The 16,122-nt window shown below is 71.9% G+C and carries 14 protein-coding genes; 8 read left to right on the top strand and 6 right to left on the bottom strand.

Annotated features, from left to right (window positions below; genetic code table 11):
- Positions 1 to 8: 8 nt before the first annotated feature.
- From ABEA33_RS09330 to ABEA33_RS09340, 3 genes are all read right to left on the bottom strand, one after another.
- Positions 9 to 671: a hypothetical protein gene (locus ABEA33_RS09330; protein ID WP_345526487.1), complete on the bottom strand. Its 663-nt coding sequence runs from the start codon at positions 669 to 671 to the stop codon at positions 9 to 11.
- Positions 668 to 1,981: a hypothetical protein gene (locus tag ABEA33_RS09335; protein WP_345526488.1), complete on the bottom strand. Its 1,314-nt coding sequence runs from the start codon at positions 1,979 to 1,981 to the stop codon at positions 668 to 670. The genes ABEA33_RS09330 and ABEA33_RS09335 overlap by 4 nt, the downstream gene beginning before the upstream one ends.
- A 77-nt stretch (positions 1,982 to 2,058) precedes the next feature.
- Entirely contained in the window at positions 2,059 to 3,837 is a 1,779-nt protein-coding gene (locus ABEA33_RS09340) for an acetyl/propionyl/methylcrotonyl-CoA carboxylase subunit alpha (RefSeq protein WP_345526489.1), read from the bottom strand.
- 182 nt (positions 3,838 to 4,019) lie between these two features.
- Here ABEA33_RS09340 and ABEA33_RS09345 point away from each other — a divergent pair, with 182 nt between their 5' ends.
- A complete protein-coding gene (locus ABEA33_RS09345; protein ID WP_345526490.1) occupies positions 4,020 to 5,204 on the top strand; it encodes an acyl-CoA dehydrogenase family protein in 1,185 nt (394 codons plus the stop codon).
- 30 nt (positions 5,205 to 5,234) lie between these two features.
- The gene (locus ABEA33_RS09350) at positions 5,235 to 5,831 is read left to right on the top strand and encodes a GtrA family protein (protein WP_345526491.1); all 597 of its coding nucleotides are present in this window, start codon (positions 5,235 to 5,237) and stop codon (positions 5,829 to 5,831) included.
- Here ABEA33_RS09350 and ABEA33_RS09355 read toward each other — a convergent pair.
- Both ABEA33_RS09355 and ABEA33_RS09360 read right to left on the bottom strand, forming a co-directional pair.
- Positions 5,776 to 6,375 carry a Maf family protein gene (locus ABEA33_RS09355; protein WP_345526492.1) on the bottom strand — a complete coding sequence of 200 codons (600 nt, stop codon included), beginning with the start codon at positions 6,373 to 6,375 and terminating at the stop codon, positions 5,776 to 5,778. The two genes, ABEA33_RS09350 and ABEA33_RS09355, sit on opposite strands and share 56 nt — an antisense overlap.
- Positions 6,372 to 6,956 carry a TetR/AcrR family transcriptional regulator gene (locus ABEA33_RS09360; protein WP_345526493.1) on the bottom strand — a complete coding sequence of 195 codons (585 nt, stop codon included), beginning with the start codon at positions 6,954 to 6,956 and terminating at the stop codon, positions 6,372 to 6,374. Before ABEA33_RS09360 ends, ABEA33_RS09355 begins: the two co-directional genes overlap by 4 nt.
- Before the next feature lie 101 nt (positions 6,957 to 7,057).
- On the opposite strand from ABEA33_RS09360, the gene ABEA33_RS09365 reads away from it, so the two are divergent.
- From ABEA33_RS09365 to ABEA33_RS09390, 6 genes are all read left to right on the top strand, one after another.
- Positions 7,058 to 8,476: an MFS transporter gene (locus ABEA33_RS09365; RefSeq protein WP_345526494.1), complete on the top strand. Its 1,419-nt coding sequence runs from the start codon at positions 7,058 to 7,060 to the stop codon at positions 8,474 to 8,476.
- 59 nt (positions 8,477 to 8,535) lie between these two features.
- A complete protein-coding gene (locus tag ABEA33_RS09370) occupies positions 8,536 to 9,540 on the top strand; it encodes a glycoside hydrolase family 6 protein (protein ID WP_345526495.1) in 1,005 nt (334 codons plus the stop codon).
- A gap of 56 nt (positions 9,541 to 9,596) precedes the next feature.
- A complete protein-coding gene (locus ABEA33_RS09375; protein ID WP_345526496.1) occupies positions 9,597 to 10,589 on the top strand; it encodes a response regulator transcription factor in 993 nt (330 codons plus the stop codon).
- Between the two features lie 292 nt (positions 10,590 to 10,881).
- Entirely contained in the window at positions 10,882 to 11,088 is a 207-nt protein-coding gene (locus ABEA33_RS09380; protein ID WP_345526497.1) for a hypothetical protein, read from the top strand.
- A 244-nt stretch (positions 11,089 to 11,332) separates the two neighbouring features.
- On the top strand, positions 11,333 to 11,953 hold the full coding sequence (locus ABEA33_RS09385; protein ID WP_345526498.1) for an HtaA domain-containing protein: 621 nt from the start codon (positions 11,333 to 11,335) through the stop codon (positions 11,951 to 11,953).
- Positions 11,954 to 12,062: 109 nt separating this feature from the next.
- Positions 12,063 to 15,269, top strand: a complete 3,207-nt coding sequence (locus ABEA33_RS09390) for an Ig-like domain repeat protein (RefSeq protein ID WP_345526499.1) — start codon at positions 12,063 to 12,065, stop codon at positions 15,267 to 15,269.
- A 90-nt stretch (positions 15,270 to 15,359) separates the two neighbouring features.
- On the opposite strand, the gene ABEA33_RS09395 is transcribed toward ABEA33_RS09390, so the two are convergent.
- Entirely contained in the window at positions 15,360 to 16,094 is a 735-nt protein-coding gene (locus tag ABEA33_RS09395) for a hypothetical protein (RefSeq protein WP_345526500.1), read from the bottom strand.
- Between the last annotated feature and the right edge of the window lie 28 nt (positions 16,095 to 16,122).

Raw genomic sequence — 16,122 nt, forward strand, 5'->3', positions numbered from 1 at the left:
GTCGGTGGTCAGCGGGTGGATCGGGGGCGGTTGCGGAACGGACGGCCGGTGACGGCGCGTGCGATGCCGACGAGCACCCAGGCGCTGAGCGCGATGCCGCCGCCGAACATCAGTCCGGCGGCGAACCCACCGTCTCGCCCTCCCCAGTAGTCGAACCCGTCGTCCTCGATGAGGGAGTCCGCCTCGAGCTGCTCGACGAACTCCGTGATCCGGAGCTCGGCGTCCCCGGCGGCCTCGAGGTCCGGGCCGCCGAAGTCGATCCGCGTGCCCGCAGCGGCGTCGGCGTCGGCGTCGCCTGGCCCCTGCCAGACCACGTAGACCCCGGGCTCGCCGAGCTCCTCGGCGATCATCTCGGGCAGCGTGAACGAGTACGGCTCCCCGCCGGCCTGGTCGCTGGCCCGCCACACCACGACGTGCACGGGGACGGGGGCGTCGGCGACCACCTGCTCGAGTCGTTGCTCGGCGTCCTCCGCGAGCATCCGTCGGCCGTCGGGCGGCACGTAGACGGGGTCGGTGCGCAGCGCGTCGACGGCGGCCTGCACCCGGTCGCCCGGCGCGATGCTGGTCACGTCGGCCCGGCCGTCGACGACGTGGACGCCCCAGGCGACGCCGGCGGCCCCGATCGCGAGGGCGGCGACGGTGTCGACGGCGAGCCGGGTGGCGCCGTTCACCGGTGGCCCCGGCTGTCGTCGACGTCGCGCCACAGCTCGTCGGTGAACGCCCCGTAGCCGGTGCGGGCCCACACCGAGTCGCCCTCGTAGTAGGGCCGGGCGCGGCCCCAGGTCCCTCGGACGACGAGGGGGTCGAACCGCTCCGGTCGATCGGCGTCGCGCTTGCACAGGCGACAGACCGGGACCTCGACCTCGTCCGTCCCGGCGGGAGCAGCGAGCACGTGGTCGCCGCGGCCGTGGCAGGGGTTGAGGAAGCAGGGGCGGTACGGCGCCGCCTGGGGGTCATCGACGACCTCCCGGGCGGACCGCACCAGGACCAGCGCGCCCACGGCGTCGAGCAGGGCGGGGGACTGGGGCGCGATCACCGCGGGCAGGCCGGCGAGCACGGCCTCGGCGGCGGCTCGCGAGCCTTCGACGGTCTGCATCGCCTCGACCGGGAGCGCGGCTCCCTTGCGGTGGGCGCGGGCGATGGCTGGCGCCAGGTCGTCGAGCTCGCGGTCGATCGCTGCCCGGACCGCGGGCCCGTCGGCCGTCAGCGAGCCGCCGGGTCGGCGCGGGGTCGAGGGCGGCTTGCTCTTCGCCTTCGAGGTCACGCGACGTGGTGGATCCCCGACCGGAGCGAGCTCGCGCCACCGGGCGATCGCGCGGAGCACCACGAACGCCGTGACCGTCAGGCCGAGAGCGATCGAGGTCGTGACGACGGCGTAGGTGCCGGCCGTGGGCGGGTCGACCTCGCGCGCCGGACCGCTCGCAGCCTGCACCCACAGGTCGCCGGTGCGGTAGTCCTCGAGCTGGTTGTCGTGCAACGGCTTGGCGTCGTTCGCAGCGGTGGCGACCAGCTCGGCGACGTCGCCGGCGGCGCTCTGACTCGGCGCGTACTCGCTGTTGTCAGGTGGCTCGTTGACGCCGGACAGGTCCCACTTCGCCGGGACGCCCGCGCCGTACGTCTGCCAGCCGACGTGGCCCCCGGACGGGTCGGCGGAGACGACGTACAGGCCGTCCTTGCCGATCCTGGCGTGCAGGAGGCTCGCCAGCTCGCTGTCGGCGTCGTCCTCGCGGAGGTCCGGGATCTGGTTGACCAGCGCGACGTAGACGGGGTAGTCGGCCGACTCCGCGAGCTTGGTCAGCGCAGCGTCGACCTCGTCGCGCTGACCGTTGCCCAACAGCTGCTGGACCACGACCGGGTCCTGCTGCAGACGGTTCGCCAGCTCGACGACGGTGTACGTGCCGTTGGCGGCGGGCTCGTCAGGCCCCGCCGCGTCTCTCGAGAAGAGCAGCTCTGTCAGTCCGGGCTTCGACGCGCCCGTCACGGCTTCGCGGGCTCAGCCGTGGGCTTGCTCAACCTGCGTGAGCCCACGCACCGAGCTCGTTCCTCGCTCGCCGCTGCTCACTTGATCTCGCAGACGACGGCGCCGTTGCCGATGGTGGCGCCGACCTCGGCCTGCAGGCCGGTGACGGTGCCGGCCTTGTGGGCCTTGAGGGGCTGCTCCATCTTCATCGCCTCGATGACGACGATGGTGTCGCCCTCGGCGACCTCCTGGCCCTCCTCGACGACGACCTTGACGACGGTGCCCTGCATCGGGGAGGCGACGGCGTCGCCGCTGACCTTGGCGCCAGCCTTCTTGGCGCGCTTGGCCTTCTTCGCCCCACCAGCCGGGCCCGCCGCGAGGCCGCCCAGTCCGCCGGGGATGACGACCTCGAGCCGCTTGCCGCCGACCTCGACGACCACGGTCTGGCGCTCGCCCACCTCCTCCGCCTCCGCGGAGTCGCCGGCGTACGGCTCGATCTGGTTGTCGAAGTCGGTCTCGATCCAGGTCGTGTAGACGGTGAAGTCACCCTCGCCGGACGGGTTCGAGGCGCCGACGTACGCCGGGTCGCCGACGATCGTGCGGTGGAACGGGATCACGGTGGGCATGCCGTCGACCACGAACTCGGCCAGCGCCCGGCGCGAGCGCTCGAGTGCTTGGGTGCGGTCGCGGCCGGTGACGATGAGCTTGGCGATGAGGGAGTCGAACGAGCCCGGGATGGTCTCGCCGTTCTCGTAGCCGCCGTCGAGCCGGACTCCGGGGCCCTGCGGCGGGCTCCACGCGGACAGGGTGCCGGGCGCGGGCATGAAGTTGCGGCCGCCGTCCTCGGCGTTGATCCGGAACTCGATCGAGTGGCCCCGGATCTCGGGGTCGTCGTAGCCGAGCTCCTCGCCCGCGGCGATGCGGAACATCTCGCGCACCAGGTCGATCCCGGTGACCTCCTCCGAGACGCAGTGCTCGACCTGGAGGCGGGTGTTGACCTCGAGGAAGGAGATGGTGCCGTCCTTGGCCACGAGGAACTCGCAGGTGCCAGCGCCGACGTACTCGGCCTCGCGCAGGATCGCCTTGGACGACTCGTAGAGTCGGGTGATCTGGTCGTCGGTCAGGAACGGCGCGGGCGCCTCCTCGACCAGCTTCTGGTGGCGTCGCTGCAGCGAGCAGTCGCGGGTCGAGACGACCACGACGTTGCCGTGCTGGTCGGCGAGGCACTGGGTCTCGACGTGACGGGGCTGGTCGAGGAACTTCTCCACGAGGCACTCGCCGCGGCCGAACGCCGAGACGGCCTCGCGGACCGCGGACTCGTAGGCGTCGGGGATCTCCTCGAGCGTGCGGGCGACCTTGAGGCCACGACCGCCGCCACCGAAGACGGCCTTGATCGCGACCGGCAGGCCGTTTGCCTCCGCGAACGCGACGACCTCGTCGGCGTCCTTGACCGGGTCCTTGGTGCCGGGCGCCAGCGGCGCGTTGGCTCGCTGCGCGATGTGCTTGGCCTTGGCCTTGTCGCCGAGGGCTTCGATCGCGGCGGGCGGGGGGCCGATCCAGATGAGACCGGCGTCGATCACCGCCTGAGCGAAGTCGGCGTTCTCGGCGAGGAACCCGTAGCCCGGGTGCACCGAGTCGGCGCCGGACTTCTCGGCGACGGCGATGATCTTCGCGATGTCGAGGTAGGAGTCGGCGGGGGTCGCGCCCCCGAGCGAGTGGGCCTCGTCGGCCAGCCGGACGAACAGCGCGTCCCGGTCCGGCTCGGCGTACACGGCGACGCTGCCGATGCCGGCGTCCTTGCACGCTCGGATGACGCGCACCGCGATTTCTCCGCGGTTGGCGATGAGGACCTTCTGCAACGGCTTGCTCTCGGGCACTACCCCTCCTGCTTCCAGACATGGCGGATCGGTCACGACCCCGCGGGGCAGGGTATCGCCAGCACGGCCTCAGAGGGGCGGTGCCTTCGTGTGGTTCATCTCGCACCCCCGAGCAGATGCTTGGTTGAGGAGCACCATCCGCGAGGTTAACAACCGCTAACCAAACGGCTAGGGTGCGGACCATGAGCACTGAGTCGACCTTCGCGCTGTCGCGTGAGCACGAGGAGTTCCGCCGTACCGTCCGCGAGTTCGCCGAGGCCGAGATCGGCCCGCACGCGGCGCAGTGGGACCGGGACCACCACTTCCCGGTCGACGTCGTGCACAAGATGGGCGCGCTCGGGCTGTTCGGACTCACCGCTCCCGAGGAGTACGGCGGCGCGGGGGAGGACGGCGACTTCACCAGCCTCTGCGTCGCGATCGAGGAGGTCGGCCGGGTCGACCAGTCGATGGGCATCACGCTCGAGGCCGCGGTCGGCCTCGGCGTCAACCCGATCCTGACCTACGGCTCCGACGAGCAGAAGCAGGCCTGGCTGCCCGACCTGGTCGCCGGCACCGCGCTCGCCGGCTTCGGCCTGACCGAGCCGGGCGCCGGCTCCGACGCGGGAGCGACCAGGACCAAGGCTGTGCTGACCGACGGCGAGTGGGTCGTCAACGGCTCGAAGCAGTTCATCACCAACTCGGGCTCGTCGATCACCAGCGTCGTCACCATCACCGCCCGCACCGGGGACCGCGGCGACGGCCGACCCGAGATCAGCACGATCATGCTGCCGAGCGGCACGCCCGGGTTCACCGCCGAGAAGGCCTACGACAAGCTCGGCTGGCACGCGTCCGACACGCACCCGCTCAGCTTCGAGGACGCCCGGGTCCCCGAGGCCAACCTGCTCGGCGAGCGCGGCCGCGGCTACGCCCAGTTCCTCGCCACCCTCGACGACGGCCGGGTCGCCATCGCTGCGCTCGCGGTCGGCTGCATCCAGGCCTGCCTCGACCTGAGCCTCTCGTACGCCGGGGAGCGGCAGACCTTGGGCGGTCCCATCGGCCGCAAGCAGGGCGTGGCGTTCCAGATCGCCGACCTCGAGGTGATGCTGCACGCCAGCCGGCTGCTCACCTACCGGGCCGCCTCGATGAAGGACGCCGGCGCTCCGGTGAGGGAGTTCAAGCAGGCCGCGGCCGTCGCGAAGCTCTACGCGACCGAGTCGGCGGTCACCGCCACCCGCATCGCGACCCAGGTCTTCGGCGGCTACGGCTTCATGGAGGAGTACCCGGTCGCTCGGTTCTACCGCGACGCCAAGGTGCTCGAGATCGGCGAGGGCACGTCCGAAGTGCAGCGGATGCTGATCGCGCGGGGGCTCGGCCTGCCGATCGAGTGAGCGGGGAGCGCAACGGCTAGCCTGGGCGGCATGGGTGACCGGTGGCATCGGATCTTCACCGAGGCCTACCGGTTCCTTGCAGTCGGTGGTCTCGCGACCGTGGTCGCCATCGTCATCTTCAACCTCCTGGTGCACGGCTTCCACACCGGATGGGACGCGCCGCTGTCGGAGAACCCCTATCTGGCCTTCGTGATCGCGAACGTCTTCGGCATGGTCGTCAGCTATCGGGGCAGCCGCACGTGGGTGTTCAAGGATCGACCGCCGCGGACCGCCGACGGTGGGCTCCTGATGTTCGTCGTCATCAACCTGGTGACGATGCTGATCCCGATCGCGTGCCTGTGGTTCAGCCGCAACGCGCTCGGTCTCGACGACCCGTTCTCCGACAACATCGCCGCCAACATCCTCGGGCTCTTCCTCGGCATGGTGGCGCGCTTCTACCTCTTCCGGACGCTTGTCTTCCGACGCCCGGTGCACCTCGCAGACTTGAAGCAGAACCCCATGCAGGTCTTCGAGATGAGCGAGCTCCAGCAGGTCGAGCTGCTGGACGCCCCGGTCGACGTCGAGCCGGAGGTCACGGACGCCACAGCTCCGTCCACGAGCGACCCAGCTCGCCCACCAGCTCCCTGAGCAGCGGCAGGCTGACGCCGACCACGTTGTGGAAGTCGCCGTCGATCCCGGTCACGAACGCACCGCCGAAGCCGTCGACCGTGAACGCGCCGGCCACGACCAACGGTTCGCCGGTCGCGACGTACGCCGCGATCTCCTCGTCGCTCACGTCCGCGAAGTGCACGGTCGTCGACGCGGTCGCGGCGGCCACCTGGCCGGTGGCCGTGTCGTGGAGGCAGTGGCCGGTGCGGAGCACACCGGACCGTCCGCGCATCGCCTGCCAGCGGCGTACGGCGTCCTCCGCGTCGTCGGGCTTGCCGAGGGCCCGGCCGTCGAGGTCGAGCACGGAGTCGCAGCCGAGCACGAGCGCCCCGGGCGGTACGCCGTCGCCCGCCACGACGGCCGCGCACTTGAGCTCGGCGAGCTGGAGTGCGAGCTCGGCCGGGGGCAGCCCCTCGAGCTGGGACTCATCGACCCCGGAGACGATCACCACCGGCTCGACGCCGGCGCTGCGCAGCGTGGCCAGGCGGGCGGGGGACTGGGAGGCGAGGACGAGGAGGGTCACGCGGGCGATTCAAGCACCGGCGCTTGAAGGACGGCCAGCTCGTCACCGAAGGCGCAGATCGCGAGGGTCGTGAGCGGGTCGCCCGGCGCGAGGTGCTCGGGGGCGCGCATCGAGATCATCACGTTGAGCAGCATCCCGTAGGCGACGAAGTCGCGGACCTGCTCGTCGTCCCACCCGGTGCGCTGGATGGTGGCGAACACCGAGCCCATGCACCGGCGGGCCGCGGCGGCGATCTCCGGCACGTCGCCGTTCGAGAAGCCGTGCATCATCACCTGCAGGAACTCGTGGTCGCGCAGCAGCTCGGTGTAGGCCAGGCCCATCCGCGCCTTGTCGTCCTCGCTCTCAGGGTCGAACGGCCGCTCGTCGAGGACCTCCTCGAAGGCTGCCGTGATCCGGCCGACCGACTCCTCGAACACCTCGAGGAAGAGCTCCAGCTTGGTGCCGAAGATGCGCACGACGTACGGCTGGGAGACACCGGCCTCCTTGGCGACGGCGTCGGTGCTGGTCCCGTGGTAGCCGCCGTGGGCGAACGCCCGGGTGCCGGCCTCCAGGACGAGCGCCCGGCGGTCCTCGGCAGACATCCGTCTGACTTTCTCCGCCTTCATGCTTGACATGTTATCAGTCGATTACTTAAGGTCGCAGCACAAGTAATCATTCAATGCCTTCCTGGATGGAGAATTCGATGACCACGCTCGACGAACCCCGGGTCGCAGGCCCGGACCGGCCCGCGGTTCGACGGCGCCAGCTCCCGGTGTGGGTCGCGATCGTGGCGGCCTCCCTCCCGATGTTCATGGCCACCCTCGACAACCTGGTGATGACGAGCGCGCTGCCGGTGATCCAGGCCGACCTCGGCTCCTCGGTCGGCCAGCTGTCCTGGTTCATGAACGCCTACACGTTGACGTTCGCGACCTTCATGCTTCCGGCCGCCACCCTGGGGGACCGGCTCGGCCGGCGCCGGATGATGCTCGCCGGCGTCGCCGTCTTCACGCTGGCGTCGGTCGCCTCGGCGCTCAGCACCTCCTCCGAGGCGCTGATCGCGGCCCGCGCGGTCCAGGGCCTCGGCGCCGCGGCGATCATGCCGCTCTCGCTCACGCTGCTGGCCGCGGCCGTCCCGCCGGCCATGCGGGCCGCCGCGATCGGGATCTGGGGTGGCGTCAGCGGCCTCGGCGTCGCGCTCGGCCCGGTGATCGGCGGCGCCGTCGTCGAGGGCGTGAGCTGGCAGGCGATCTTCTGGCTCAACGTGCCGGTCGCGCTGGTCGCGATCCCGTTGCTGGTCGTCGCGATCCCGGAGTCCAAGGGTGCCTGGCAGAAGCTCGACCCGTTCGGCGTGCTGCTGCTCGGCGGCGCGGTCTTCCTCGGGATCTGGGGCATCGTGCACGGCAACGACGACGGCTGGAGCGACCCGAGCGTGCTCGGCCCGCTGGTCCTGTCCGGCCTGTTGCTGCCGGCGTACGTCCTCTGGGCGCGCGGCCGGGCCCACGCCGTGCTCCCACTGCGGCTCTTCTCCGCTCGGAAGTTCACGGTCGCCAACGTCATCTTCCTGATGTTCACGCTCGGCATGTTCGGCACCGTCTTCCTGCTCGCGCAGTACCTCCAGGTCGTGCAGGGCTACAGCCCGCTCGGGGCCGGCCTCCGCACGCTGCCGTGGACCGCGGCCCCGATGGTGGTCGCCCCGATCGCCGGCGCACTCGTCGGCCGGCTGGGCTACCGGGCCCTGCTCTTCACCGGCCTGGTGCTGCAGACGGTCTCGCTGGTCTGGTTCTCGGTGATCACCGAGAACGGCTCGTCGTACTCGGCCTTCCTCGTCCCGCTGGTCCTGGCCGGCGTCGGGATGGGCCTGGTGTTCGCGCCGGGGGCGTCGATGGTGCTCGACGGGCTGCCGGACAGCGACTTCGCGATCGCCAGCTCGGCCAACTCCACGATCCGCGAGTTCGGTGTGGCGCTCGGCATCGCCGTCCTGGTTGCGGTCTTCCTCGGCAACGGTGGCCAGATCACCCCGGCCGGGTACGACGGTGCGATCGGCCCGGCGCTCCTGACGGGTGCCGCTGCGGTGGCCGTCGCCGCGATCGCCAGCCTGTTCGCGCCCGGCCGCAAGGCCTGAGCGGGAGGGGCGCGCCGCCTTGACATGATGGCGGCGTGCTCCTTCGTCGACCTCCTCGTGTGTCAGCGTCCCGCCTGCTGGCCGCGTGCGTGCTCGCCGCCCTGGCGACCCTCACCGCGTGCTCGAGCAGCGACGGCTCCGGGTCCGACCCGGGCTCGCCGGACACGAGTCGCGACGCGCAGGCGGTGAACCCGTACGCCGACCACGACCAGTTCGCGGACCCGAACTCGAAGGCGGCCCAGGCAGCCTCGGCCGCGAAGGCGGACGGCGACAACGCCAGCGAGGACGTGTTCACCCGCCTCGCCGGGACGCCCCAGGGCATCTGGCTGACGCCGGAGGAGTACCCCGCCGGCTCGGTCGGCCCGTTCGTCGCCCAGGCCGTGGCGGCCGCCGACAAGGCCGGTCAGGTCCCCACCTTCGTGATCTACGGCGTCCCCGACCGCGACTGCACCGGCCAGCACTCCGCCGGAGGCCTGGCTGCCGACCAGTACGGACCCTGGGTCGGCGAGATCGCGGACGCCGCCGGCGCCGGCGGCGAGGTGGCCGCGGTCGTCGAGCCCGACGGGCTGTCCTCGCTCCTCGAGTGCGGAGACCGCGACGAACGGGTGGGGCTGATCGCCGACGCCTCCCACCGCCTCGCCGACGCGGGCGTGACGACGTACATCGACGGCGGCCACTCCCACTGGAACGACCCCGCTGAGCTCGCTCCGCTGCTCGAGGACGCCGGCGTCGCCGACGTCCGCGGGTTCTCCTCCAATGTCTCGAACTTCCAGAGCGACGAGGACGAGCAGGCGTACGGCGAGGAGCTCAGCGCGCTGCTCGACGGAGCGCACTACATCGTCGACACCGGCCGCAACGGGTTCGGCGCGACCAAGGACTGGTGCAACCCGCCGGGGCGCGCGTTCGGCACCGAGCCGGGGGCCGGATCGAGTGCAGAGCACCTGGACGCGTACGTGTGGGTGAAGCCGCCCGGAGAGAGCGACGGCGAGTGTGGCGGCGGGCCGCCGGCCGGGCAGTTCTGGGCCGATCGGGCGCTGGCGCTGGCTGCGGCGTCGGGTTGGTGAGACTGCCGCGTGGTTGCGGGCGGGGTTCCCTCGCAGGCGTTGTTAGCATCACCAGCATGGAACCGGGTAGCCAGTGGGTCGCTGTCATCATCGAGGACGACCCCGACGTGCGCGACCTGATCGACATCGTGCTGACCCAGTCCGGTTTCACGACGATCGTCACCGAGAACGGCACCGACGGCGTCGAGGCGGTCCGCAAGCACAACCCGCTGATCACGACGCTCGACGTGAACATGCCCGGGATGGACGGCTTCGCGGTCGCCAAGCGGCTGCGCGAGTTCAGCAGCACCTACCTGATCATGATCACCGCACTGGCGGACGAGATCGACGTGGTGCAGGGCTTCGAGGCAGGCGCGGACGACTACCTCGTCAAGCCGTTCCGGCCGCGTGAGCTGCGCGCCCGCGCCGACTCGATGCTGCGGCGCCCGCGCACCCGGGTGGACAAGCCGCGCGCGTGGGCCGAGACCGATCAGGAGCCGGAACCGGCTGCCCCGGCGACGCCGACCTCGTGGGCCGCCCCAGCTGCGCGCGACCTCGCCGAGTCCCACCCGCTCGCTCCGCTGCCGACGCAGCCGGCAGTCCAGCCAGCTGCGCCGCCGGCGTACGAGCCGCCGGCTGCCGCTGCTCCGCCCGTGCAGGCACCCACCCCGGCACCCCAGAAGCCGGTCGCGCCAGCCGCCCCGGCCGCCCGGCACGGTGCGGTCACGGCCGACCCGGGCACGGGGTGGATGCGCTTCAACGGCCTGGCGCTCAACCACGAGACCCGGCTCGTCACCGTCCACAACTCGTCGGTGGACCTGACCCGCACCGAGTTCGACCTGCTCGCCTCACTGATGAGCACCGGTCGCCGGGTGCGCAGCAAGGCCGACCTGGTGCTCACCATGCGTGGCCAGCAGTACGTCACGTCGTACTTCGTCAACGAGGCCGACAAGCGCTCGGTCGAGGTCCACATCGCCAACCTGCGACGCAAGCTCGGCGACGACGCAGCCACGCCGCGCTACGTCGAGACCGTGCGGGGCGTCGGCTACCGGCTCGCCGAGGGCGCCTAGTGTCGCGCGCCAGCGCTCGTGCTTCGCGATGGTGACTACGGGTGCTCGTGGGGCGGTTGCGGTCGCGGACAGTGAGTGCCGGCCTGGCGAAGCGCGCACGGACCGCGTTGCTCGCGGCCGAGGGGCGTGGGGAACCGCGAGATCGCGCAGCGAGTCGGTGCGTCTCCGACCACGGTGATCCAGGGGCGCGAGCACAACGGCCAACGCGGCCGCGCGGGGCCCGAGGATCCGCGCCTGGTCGGTCGAGCACTCGCGGTTCACGATCCACTTCACCCTGAGCCACGCGTCGTGGATGAGTCTCGTCGAGGTCTGGTTCGGCATCGTCGAGCGACAGGCCATCCGAGGCGGCGTCTGTAAGTCAGCCAAGGACCTGAATGCCAAGATCCGGGCCTTCATCGACGGCTGGAACGACCCGTCCCACCCATTCGTCTGGACCGAGACCGCAGACCCGATCCTCGCGAAGGCCAGCCGTCCAACAATGTCAAGTCCGCGGCACTAGTCACCAGCAGGAGAGACGGCTATTGACGACGGGTCATCCCGCTCACTAGGTTCGCGACTGCGACTAAGGGTTGCCTTACCTAACCCCTGGGCATTCCGGTCGCCACGAGACGGTGAGAACCGGGGCGCGCCTCCTGACAAGATCCGCGCCCCGGCCGCCTCGCCGACTCGCGACTCCGCACCGAGGTGCGGCTCCATCGGGTCGCCGGCTCGGCGACCCGCCACATTAGGAAGGCGAACCACGCATGTCAATCAGGAAGACCACCGCGATCGCGGTCACCGCGATCGTCGCCTCGCTGCTCACCCCCGGGAGCGCGCAGGCCGCCGTACCGACCGGCACCACCGAGGTGACCTGGAATGTGCGGACCAGCTGGGTCAACTACGTGACCAACCCGGCCTGGTACCTCGGCTTCGGCCAGGGCACCGTGACCACGACCGCGAGTAACGGCGGCACCTCGTCGCCCGCGCCCGGCAGCGCCACGACCACGTGGGGCGGGACGTACGACGAGTCCGCGTACAGCTACGACTTCGGCGTCGCCAGCGACACCGGCTCCCCCCGCACCACCACGCTGCAGGGCGGGCTCGACTTCGACCTGAGCGCGCACTCCATCGACATCTCGCTGACGAACCTGAGGATCGTCGACAACCCCTCCGGCGACGAGAAGCTGCGCGTCAACGGCAGCTACGACCCGCTCAGCGGCGGACCCGTCACGCTCACGAACGTCGACGCGTTCACGATCGCCGAGACCGCCAGCGGCGGCGTCTACGCCGTCACCCTCACCGCCGCCGGTGCCGCCATCTTCAACGGCGGCTCGAACGGCAGCTACGCCGCCGGCGACCAGTTCGGCTCGGTCGGCTTCAGCTGACGCACCACCGGCCGGCCGCCGTTCCGCTCGGGACCCGGGGCGGCGGCCGGTCGCCGTACCCATCCCTGACGTCTCCCCAGACACCTGCCCAGAAACCTGGAGACCCCGCATGACCACGTCCCCACGCCCGCTTCTCGCCAGCGTCCTCACCCTGAGCCTCGCGGCCGCCGCCCTGGTCGCCACGCCCTCACCCGCCCGCGCGGACTGGAGCTCGTCCTCGACCGCGGTCCCCGAGGGGCCGGTCGGGGAGGAGGTCGAGTCGGACCGTCGGCTGGGCGGCGAGCTCGCCGTCGCGCGGGACGGTACGACGTGGTTCGCGTGGGTTCAGGACGCGATGACCAGCCCGCTCCCGAGCCAGCAGCGGGTCCTCGTGACCAAGCGGCCCGCGGGCGGCTCCTGGGAGGCGCCGGTCGTCGTCGGCACGGTCACCCGGACCACGAACTCCTACCCCACCGGCAACGACGTCGAGCTCGCGCTCGACGGTGCCGGCCGGCCGACGGTCGCCTGGAACGAGCTGACCGGCACCGTGGCTGCACCGACCACCCAGACGGTCCTGGTGCACACCCGCTTCCTCGGCAGCACCGGCGAGTGGGGCGCCGTCACCGACTTCAGCTCCGCGATGACCCTGAACCCGCTGGAGGCTCCGCTGACCCTCGACGTCGGTCACGATGGCGCCGCCGCGCTCGCCTGGCAGGGCACCGACGGCGTGCACCTCGCCCGTCGTGCCGACGGGACCTGGGGCAACTCGGAGGTCGTCGAGCCGACCAGCGTCGCGAAGATCCCCGACACCGTGGGTCTCGGCCGTGACCAGGAGGGCCGGCTGACCCTGCTCTGGCGTTCCTGGGACGCGACCGCGTCAGCCTGGGACGTCCGAGCCCGTGTCCACAACGGCTCCGACTGGGCCGGCGCCGCCGTGACCCTGCAGGAGGACGCGACGGTCGCCGCGCGCGCCACCCTGGCGGTCGACAGCAGTGGCGCCGCCGTCGCGGCCTGGGGCACGAACGACGGCGCCCGGGCCGCTGTCCGGACCGCGACGGCCACCGGGTTCGGCTCCCCGGTCACGCTCTCCTCCGGTGCCGCCAACACGGTGGCCGACCCGGTCGCCAGCGCGAGCTACCGGCAGACCGCCGGTACCGGTGTGCCGTCGGCCGTCTTCGATGCCTACGGGACCGCGACCGTGGTCTGGCCCGAGGCCTCGCCGGCGCCGCGCGTCGCGTACGCCGAGGTCGGCCGCACCGGCGCCTGGACCGACCCGGCCACGCTGGCACTCGACGGCGACGCCAACACGCCTCCGGCCGCCCCGAAGGTAGTGGTCGGCCGCGACGGCGAGGCCGCCGCGGTATGGAACCGGAGGATCGCCATCGTCGGCGGCGCCTTCCTCGGCGGCCAGGTCGTCGTCAGCGAGCGCGACGCCGGCACCACGTCCTGGAGCGCTCCGGAGGTGTACACGACCCCGAGCAACGGCAGCTACGCGGCCATCAGCGCGCTCGGCCTCAACAACTCGGCCAACGTCGGGCTCGTCGGTGACGGCGCGGGCGACGTGACGGTGGCGTGGACGCCGTACGCCAGCCACGCCGCGGCCGGCATCCAGACCAACCAGGTGGTCGACCGGCCCGGCGCGCGCGCCGCGTCGCTCGAGTGGACCGCCCGTGGGGTGGGCGGGTCATCGAACATCCGGAGCTGGCTCAACTACCTGCGGACCGACTGGGCCTCGCCCGGCGAGGCCTGCCCGCACGGCCTGCACGAGGTCCAGGTCGCCGACGGCGCGACCATGCCCGGGGCCGAGGACGACTCGTCGTGGCGGTTCGCCCAGGTCGGCGCCTCGATGGACGCGAGCGGCCGCACAATCGTCCAGTACGACGGCGAGCTGCGCTGGGTCATGGAGGCGCACTGCATCGACATCCGGCTCCGCGACCCGCGCCTGGAGATCGCGGCCGACGGCCTGACCGCGCGGCTCTACGCGTCCGGCCTGACCAACGGCAGCATGAGCGAGGCGATCGGCGGTAACCCGAGCACCACCCCGTTCGCCAACCTCCGCGTCCTGGAGATCGACCTCGCCGGCGCCGGGCCCCGCCCGGGCGGCGGCACCGACACCTGGCTCTCGGCCCGGGCGACGCTGGCCTCCGCGGCGGCATCGACGCTCGGCCTGGACCTGTACGCCGACCGGCCCTTCGGCTTCGTCACCGTCACCGCTCCCGACGACCTCGACCTGGCCCCGGCCATGACGGTCACCGGCTCCACGACCACGACGTACGGCGCCGCCGGCACCGTCACCGTCAACGTGCCCGGCGCAACCGGCGACGTCGTCCTCTCGGGCGCCGGTGCCGACCTGACCCAGTCCCTCGTCGGAGGCACCGCGACCTTCGCGCTGCCCCGCACGCTCGGCGCGGGCCCGCACGTCCTGACGGCGGCGTATGCCGGTGACACGACGTACGCCCCCCGCTGGGCGTCGCACGCGCTCACCGTCGAGAAGGCCACACCCGCGGTCGGCGTCAGCGCACCGGCCGTCACCGACGGCACCGCGGCCAGCGTGACCGTCTCGGTGCCGGGCGCGACGGGCGCGGTGACCCTCACCGGCGCCGGCGACCCGGTCACCGCGGACCTGGTCTCCGGCGCGGCCACGCTCACGCTGCCGGTCCTCCCGGTCGGCAGCCACGACCTGAGCGTGGCGTACGGCGGCGACGCCAACAATGACGAGGCGACCGGCACCGCGACCCTGGTGGTCGGCGTGGCCCCGGCCCGGTCGACGACGACCGTGACCCTGGGCAGCCCGACGACCCGCTACGGGACGGCGACGACCGCGACGGTCGCGGTCACCGCCCCCGACACGAACCCGACCGGCCCCGTATCGGTCGTGGTCGGCGGCCGCACCCTGACCGGCACCCTCGACGGCGGCCGCGCGACCCTCCGGCTGCCGGCCGACCTGACGCCGGGCCAGCAGGCCGTGCGGGCGTCGTACGCCGGAGCGGACGGCGTGACCGCGTCCACCGGGACCGCGACCCTCACGGTGGCCAAGGCGACCCCGCGGATCCGGCTGGCGCTCGTGAAGAAGCGGGTCGCCCGGAGCAAGCGGGCGAAGGTGACCGTGCGGGTCGACGTGCCCGGCGCCACCGGCATCGCCCCGGCGGCGAAGGTCGTCATCAAGGTCGGCCAGCGCACCCTGGTCACGAAGCGGGTGATCGTCGGTGTCACCGGCACCGTCACCCTGAGCCTGCCGCGCCTCGCCCGGGGCAGCCATCGCCTGAGGGCGACCATCGGCGCGACGCCGCTGCTGCTCGGCACCACGAGTGCCGTGCGCGTGCTGAAGGTCCGGTAGACCGGGCTTGGTTCCGGGCGGGCCGGTCGGCCCGCCCGGAACCGCACGTCGTGAACTAGAGCGCGGCGAGAAGAAGCGGATGCTTGGTGACTAGTTCGCGTTGACCGGGATCGACTGCGCCTCGGTGGGCTCGTCGGACGAGAAGATGGCGATCGGCACCTTCTGCTTGATCTGCTCCTTGTAGAAGGTGTCCGAGCCGGCGCGACGTTCGATCCACACCGTGGCCGAGAAGGTCAGCACGAGCCCGGCGGTGTCGTCTGCCATCGGCCCGATCTTCTGGTTGCGCAGCTCGAAGGCGCCCTTCGGCGAGGTGATGAGCATGCCGTACTTGGTCGACACCGGCTCGGGGTCGAACGTGGCCTTCTTGGCGACGACGTTGAACTCGTAGGGCTGCTCGGGCTCGCCGCCACCGGATCGCCTGGTCTCGGATGTCACCTTCATCCGGTCGAGGTAGACCAGGCGCTTGGTGTCGAACGGCGCGCGCAGCGGTTGATCGAGGTCGTAGGCCTGGAAGGTGAAGGAGAAGTACTTGTTGCCCTTCGGGAACCACTCGTTGGTGCGCGGCGTCGACTTGGTCGGGTAGAGCGTGTAGACGAAGTCGACACCGTTCACGTCGATGTGCGACTGGAAGGTGCCGTCCCGGGTGAACTGGGAGTCGAACGGCGTCTCGGACGCCGTCGGGGAGGCGGACGGCGTCTCGGCAGGGTCGTCGTTGCCGGTGAGGCCGTCGAGGGCCGAGCAGCCGGAGAACGCCGCCATCGCGACGACGACGCTCAGGACGCCGGCCGGCCCCCGGATGTGCAGGCGCGGGCGGGTGCTGGTCATGGCGTGCTCCTGGGAGTCGGGGGAGGTG

This window comes from Nocardioides endophyticus (assembly GCF_039543845.1).
Taxonomy (GTDB): Bacteria; Actinomycetota; Actinomycetes; order Propionibacteriales; family Nocardioidaceae; genus Nocardioides; species Nocardioides endophyticus.

Bases quoted from the DNA above. Each gene is read 5' to 3' on its own strand.
- ABEA33_RS09390 (WP_345526499.1), top strand. From the start codon at position 12,063: ATGACCACGTCCCCACGCCCGCTTCTCGCCAGCGTCCTCACCCTGAGC.
- ABEA33_RS09380 (WP_345526497.1), top strand. From the start codon at position 10,882: ATGAGTCTCGTCGAGGTCTGGTTCGGCATCGTCGAGCGACAGGCCATC.
- ABEA33_RS09360 (WP_345526493.1), bottom strand. From the start codon at position 6,956: ATGTCTGCCGAGGACCGCCGGGCGCTCGTCCTGGAGGCCGGCACCCGG.
- ABEA33_RS09375 (WP_345526496.1), top strand. From the start codon at position 9,597: ATGGAACCGGGTAGCCAGTGGGTCGCTGTCATCATCGAGGACGACCCC.
- ABEA33_RS09365 (WP_345526494.1), top strand. From the start codon at position 7,058: ATGACCACGCTCGACGAACCCCGGGTCGCAGGCCCGGACCGGCCCGCG.
- ABEA33_RS09345 (WP_345526490.1), top strand. From the start codon at position 4,020: ATGAGCACTGAGTCGACCTTCGCGCTGTCGCGTGAGCACGAGGAGTTC.
- ABEA33_RS09395 (WP_345526500.1), bottom strand. From the start codon at position 16,094: ATGACCAGCACCCGCCCGCGCCTGCACATCCGGGGGCCGGCCGGCGTC.
- ABEA33_RS09350 (WP_345526491.1), top strand. From the start codon at position 5,235: ATGGGTGACCGGTGGCATCGGATCTTCACCGAGGCCTACCGGTTCCTT.
- ABEA33_RS09385 (WP_345526498.1), top strand. From the start codon at position 11,333: ATGTCAATCAGGAAGACCACCGCGATCGCGGTCACCGCGATCGTCGCC.